The organism is Kitasatospora sp. NPDC088742 (assembly GCF_055584905.1).
Window position 1 is genome coordinate 34797 of the sequence record NZ_JBVJLD010000010.1, and the last position, 2319, is coordinate 37115.

Consider the following 2319-nt stretch of genomic DNA (forward strand, 5'->3'; position numbering starts at 1 on the left):
CCCGCGCAGCCCCGGGCCATCGGGCTCAAGGTAACCCGTGGGCCCCCGCGGGGGCGCGGCAACACCCTGTGTGCGGGGGCCCCCTGCGCGGGGGGGGGGGGGGGGGCGCCCCCGGGCCCCCCCCCCACCCCGGAGCGGCGTTCCCGACGGTCTCCCGGAACGCCGACCGGGTGTGCTCGAACTGGCCTGTCCACGGGGCGAGTTCGAGAAGTGAATGCGGATGGCACCCTTGACGTCCCGTCACTTCATGGCTTCACTGGACACCGTCCGACCCGGCATGCCCACCCCCACCTTCGGGCACACCGGCCGTCCGGCCCCACCCCCCACATCCCGGCAGAACCCCAGGGAGCCCTTCCGTCACCCCATAATGGGAGCGCTCCCACACTCCTGTCCGGGTCAGCCCAGAGAGGACCAGCGACGTGCTCCACCCCGTACGCCGCCTCCGCGACGCCCTGCTGGCCGTCGCCCTCGCGTCAACCGCGCTCGCCATCCCCACAGTCGCCACGGCTGCCACTACCGCCGCCGCTGCCACCCCGGTCGGCTCCGGCTACTGGCACACCAGCGGACGCCAACTGCTCGACGAGGCGAACCGTCCCGTGCGCATCGCGGGCATCAACTGGTTCGGCTTCGAGACCGCCAACTACGTCCCGCACGGCCTGTGGGCCCGGGACTACAAGAGCATGATCACCCAGATGAAGTCACTGGGGTACAACACCATCCGGCTGCCCTACAGCGACGACCTGTTCAAGGGCACCTCGCCGGTGAGCCTCAACACCTCCGGCGGGATGAACACCGACCTCCAGGGCCTCAACTCCCTTCAGGTGATGGACAAGATCGTCGACTTCGCCGGGACGAGCGGCCTGAAGGTCATCCTCGACCGCCACCGCCCGGACTCCGCCGGACAGTCGGCGCTCTGGTACACCTCCGCCGTCCCCGAGTCGACCTGGATCTCCAACCTCGGTGCGCTGGCCACCCGTTACGCGGGCAAGCCCGCCGTGATCGGCATCGATCTGCACAACGAGCCGCACGACCCCGCCTGCTGGGGCTGCGGCGACACCACCGTCGACTGGCGCCTGGCCGCCGAGCGGGCGGGCAACGCCGTCCTCGCGGCCAACCCCCGACTGCTGGTCTTCGTCGAGGGCGTCCAGACCTTCAACGGCAGTTCGTACTGGTGGGGCGGCAACCTCCAGGGCGCCGGCCAGTACCCGGTGCGGCTGAACGTGCCGAACCGGGTGGTGTACTCCGCGCACGACTACGCGACCAGCGTGGCCCAGCAGAGCTGGTTCAGCGACCCGTCCTTCCCCTCCAACATGCCGGGCATCTGGGACAAGAACTGGGGCTACCTCTTCCAGCAGAACCTCGCCCCGGTCTGGGTCGGCGAGTTCGGCACCACGCTGCAGGCGAGTGTCGACCGGACGTGGCTCAAGGCGCTGGTGCAGTACCTGCGCCCGACCGCGCAGTACGGCGCGGACAGCGTCGGTTGGACGTTCTGGTCGTGGAACCCCAACTCCGGTGACACCGGCGGGATCCTGAACGACGACTGGACCACCGTCAACACCACCAAGGACGCCTACCTGGCGGACGTCAAGGCGCCCGGCTTCGGCCCCTCCGGCCCGGGCGACGGCGGGGACACCACGCCGCCCTCCACCCCGGCCGGCCTGACCGTCACCGGCACCACCGCGAGCACCGTCTCGCTCTCCTGGACCGCCGTGACCGACAACACCGCCGTCACCAGCTACGACGTCTACCGCGGCACCACGCCGGCCGGAACGGCCACCGGCACCGCCTTCACCGACACCGGCCTGACCGCCGCCACCGCCTACGCGTACACCGTCCGGGCCCGTGACGCGGCCGGCAACGTCTCGGCCGCCTCCGGCTCCGTGACCGCCACCACCGCGACCGGCGGCACCACCAGCGGCTGCAAGGCCGCCTGGCACCTCGACAACCAGTGGGGCTCGGGCTTCACCGCCACGGTGACGGTGACCGCCGTCACCGCCACCAACTCCTGGACGGTGAACTGGTCCTGGCCCAACGGCCAGCAGCTCACCAGCTCCTGGAACGCCACCGTCCAGCAGTCGGCCGCCACCGTCACCGCCACCAGCCTCGGCTACAACGGCGCGCTGGCGGCGGGTAGTTCGACCTCCTTCGGACTCCAGGGCACCTGGTCGGGCAGCAATACGGCCCCGGTGCTCACCTGCACGGCGGCCTGACGCGCCGTCGGCTCCGTACCGGCCCCGGGGGGGGGGGGGGGGGGGGGGGGGGGGGGGGGGGGGGGGGGGGGGCGGCGGGCGGGGGGGGGGGGGCGCGGGGGCGGCCGGC

The 2319-nt window shown here is 72.3% G+C and carries 1 protein-coding gene; it reads left to right on the top strand.

Features of this window, described 5'->3' with window-relative positions; all coding sequences use genetic code 11:
- The first annotated feature begins 419 nt into the window (after positions 1–419).
- Positions 420–2210 (top strand): cellulase family glycosylhydrolase, encoded by a 1791-nt coding sequence (locus ACZ6ZR_RS11160; protein ID WP_465641651.1) that lies wholly within the window; start codon positions 420–422, stop codon positions 2208–2210.
- Positions 2211–2319 lie beyond the last annotated feature (109 nt).